Here is a 3,119-nt window from a genome sequence, read left to right on the forward strand (position 1 = left end):
ATTTCGATCGCTAAATCAATGGGTTAGTTTAAACTAACTTGATTAAAGTGCCCCCTTAAATGAGAAAGAGCCTATTTTCACCCTGAGAGAGCATCATGGATGCGTAAGTATGGCGCGTTTGATAGGTATTTCGATAACGAACCCCTGCTTTCTTTAAAACAGGCATCCATTGGGTACGGCGAATCTGCTGTGACGTTTCCCAGGGTTTATTGCTTTGAGGGTTGTAAAATACCCTGCCTTTTTTTAAATAGGTAAATTCTTTCTGTTTTTCCAGTGCATCTAAGGCTGGGGGTAGGAGGAGTACTTCACGTTTACCTGCCTCCGTTTTTGGCCCCTTCGATTCCTTTGCAACAATGGTTTCTTCAATGCTTATTAATTGGTTTTCCCAATCGATGTCTGACCAACGTAATCCAATCAATTCAGAGACACGCAAGCCGGTAAAAAAAGCAAATTGAAATAAATTCCGAACTTGCCCATCAGAAGCATTTAGAATGGCATTAATTTCATCAACACTGAATGGATCGGGTTTGTAATCGCTGCGTTTAGTGTCTTTGCTCAAGAGTTTATCGATAATAATACTGTTTAATGGATTTTCCTTGATGTATTGATCGACCAATGCCTGTTCAATGACAGCTCTCAGAGGGATTAGAATATTTGATACGGTTTTTGTTGTGCAGTGTAACGATTGTATCCATTTGCGAATAAGGGCAGGTTGCAGATTGTGTATTTCAATTTTTTCAAACATGGGGAAAAGATGCCCATCGCAAATTTTTTTATAACCACGATAAGTACTGGCTTCTTTCGTTAATTTGGCATCCTCGAGGAACTCATGCAGTAATTTACCAATGGTTATTTTTTTCTTTGCATGCCCAAAAAGATGGGCACGGTTAGAGTTTGGAAAGTAATCGGTATAACAAAACGTGCCTCGCTCAATGGCATTAAGTATTTCGCCGCGCAAGCGATCAGCATATTTTAAGTTGGCAGCAGTGGCCTCGAGTTTCAGTGTTTCATAGCAACGCACGCCATTATAATAAAAGTTTATTCTAAGGGTGGTTTTACCCGAGGCCCATTTTCTAATTACGACACCATCTGGAGCTTTTGTATTGTCGCTTGATCCCCTTTTTCCACCCATTTTTCAACCTCAGCTAAATTGATCCATACATTACCATCTGGTCCTATCTTGCATTGAATGCCATCAAGCCAGACACCCTTTTTCCTTTTAGCATGGACGGCATTGGCAGTATCGCCAGAGTCCTGGCAGTATTTTTTCAGCTTTACCCATTTAAGCATCGAATTTCCTCCTGATAGTGATCCGTTATTAGTTGATAGGGCATTTTTGCCAGTTCAAAATTGCATTCGAGAATAATTTGGTAGAGTTTTAAAAGCTGTATTTCTGAGTTGCGAGATAAGGATAATTGCTGGTTTAGATGTATTTCTCGGATAGACCTAAGCGTGGTCTGAGTCAATTCAGCGATATTTTTTAAGGTGTAATGGGTTGATTCCAATAGGTATTGGATCATCCCTCTATAGATTTGTAACCGTGAATCATCGTTCACTTGGAACTCCTTTTCTTATTGCATTAATCAAAAACAATAACGATTTAAATATTAACAATATTGTTATTATTGTCAAACATTTTTGTTTCAAATGCCCGGATGCATAAAAATTGTTTTAACAAATGTAAACATCCTGTACAATTTTGTTTTTGGAAGAAACTAAGGTGTTTTATGGAGATTGAGGAACTAGACCTTGACCATGAGCAGCGTTGCGCGATTGCTCAAAACCTTAGTGAACTCATGGCCATTCGCAATACAACCGAAACGAAAGTCGCTCAGGAATTAAATATCCCCGTAATGACGGTTAGACGGTTGTTATCTGGGGAAACAACTGATCCAAGAGTTTATACATTAAAAACGCTTGCTGATTACTTTAGTGTTACCGTTGATACGTTGCTTGCACCCAACTCTAAAATCAATCCAAATCATCTTAATCATCATTCCCGACCCACTTTTGTTCCAGTGTTTGACTGGGAAACAGCCAAACATGCTGGTTCTCTTAATTTAAAGAAATGGAAAGTGTGGCTGCCTATCACGATTGAACAGAGCCAAGGTTTAGGCGCCCATGCGTTTGCTCTTGAAAGCCGCCCCTCTATGTATCCACGCTATTCGCAGGGAACAGTATTTGTTTTTGATCCAGAGTTAACCCCATCGGATGGTGATCTGGTTTTGGTTAATTTGCGTGAAAATAATGAATTAACCTTAAGAAGTTTGTATATCGATCCGCCCGAGTGGGAATTGCATCCGATTAATCAGGGCGCACCCATTCTGAAATTTGATAAAAATGCACATGAGATAGTAGCTGTAGTGTTTTTAACACTATTTTTTAATAGGAAGAGACGTTCCCAAGGATGATGTACCATGTTGTTGCAGCCGTTAACCGAAACCTTTTCAAATCTTTTTTACCATAAACGAAAAAACAAACGCGCGCGAAAGTCCTTTATCCTCTACAAAATCGTTGATTTCAATTCTTACGATGACCAAGGGTATTACAAAGTTCAATACATCAATTCAAAGGCAGTTATTGATTTGACCATTAACGATATCGTTTTCGATTTAGATATTCTCCATGGTTTACATCCTATACAAAGCTGCTACATCGGTATCGAATACGCAAAAACAATTAAATCTCACCCGACTGAAATCCGCCAGCTTAAACAGCAAAATACCTTTGATGCTTATTCTGTATCACGATACGGCAGCTATAACCTTCTTTTTCAAACCAGAGATGGCTTGATTGGTTTTGAACATCGGCCAACACAAAAACAGACCATAATGGATCCTCAAGAGGTGGCTTTATCCAAGGAGCTAATTAAGGAATTCGATGCGGCACAGGCCTTTTACATTGGTCTTCTAGCCGGTTTAAAAATGAACACCACCCCATTAAATCGAATATCACCTAAGAAAGTTAGCCATCTTCGGTTAGTAAAACACGAGGGTATTAATGAGCACTAAAAGTGGAAAGCAAACGTTCATAGACAATCCTATAGCTGTAGTAGTTCAAACTTGATCTGACAGTTGCCGGTTTTTCAGAAGTGTCTGTCAGGTCAAATTTAGTTTATA

At 39.1% G+C, this 3,119-nt stretch carries 4 protein-coding genes; 2 read left to right on the forward strand and 2 right to left on the reverse strand.

Annotation, left to right across the window (positions count from 1 at the left end):
- Positions 1 to 55 precede the first annotated feature (55 nt).
- Both Lery_RS02765 and Lery_RS02770 read right to left on the reverse strand, forming a co-directional pair.
- Positions 56 to 1,132, reverse strand: coding sequence for an Arm DNA-binding domain-containing protein (locus tag Lery_RS02765; protein ID WP_082657105.1), 1,077 nt, complete (start codon positions 1,130 to 1,132; stop codon positions 56 to 58).
- Complete coding sequence (locus Lery_RS02770; RefSeq protein WP_058525733.1) at positions 1,078 to 1,290, reverse strand: hypothetical protein; 213 nt, start codon at positions 1,288 to 1,290, stop codon at positions 1,078 to 1,080. Before Lery_RS02770 ends, Lery_RS02765 begins: the two co-directional genes overlap by 55 nt.
- 437 nt (positions 1,291 to 1,727) lie before the next feature.
- On the opposite strand from Lery_RS02770, the gene Lery_RS02780 reads away from it, so the two are divergent.
- Complete coding sequence (locus Lery_RS02780) at positions 1,728 to 2,411, forward strand: S24 family peptidase (RefSeq protein ID WP_058525734.1); 684 nt, start codon at positions 1,728 to 1,730, stop codon at positions 2,409 to 2,411.
- Positions 2,412 to 2,417: 6 nt separating this feature from the next.
- Positions 2,418 to 3,011 carry a hypothetical protein gene (locus Lery_RS02785; RefSeq protein WP_058525735.1) on the forward strand — a complete coding sequence of 198 codons (594 nt, stop codon included), beginning with the start codon at positions 2,418 to 2,420 and terminating at the stop codon, positions 3,009 to 3,011.
- Positions 3,012 to 3,119 lie beyond the last annotated feature (108 nt).

The organism is Legionella erythra, assembly GCF_001467615.1.
Lineage (GTDB): Bacteria > Pseudomonadota > Gammaproteobacteria > Legionellales > Legionellaceae > Legionella_C > Legionella_C erythra.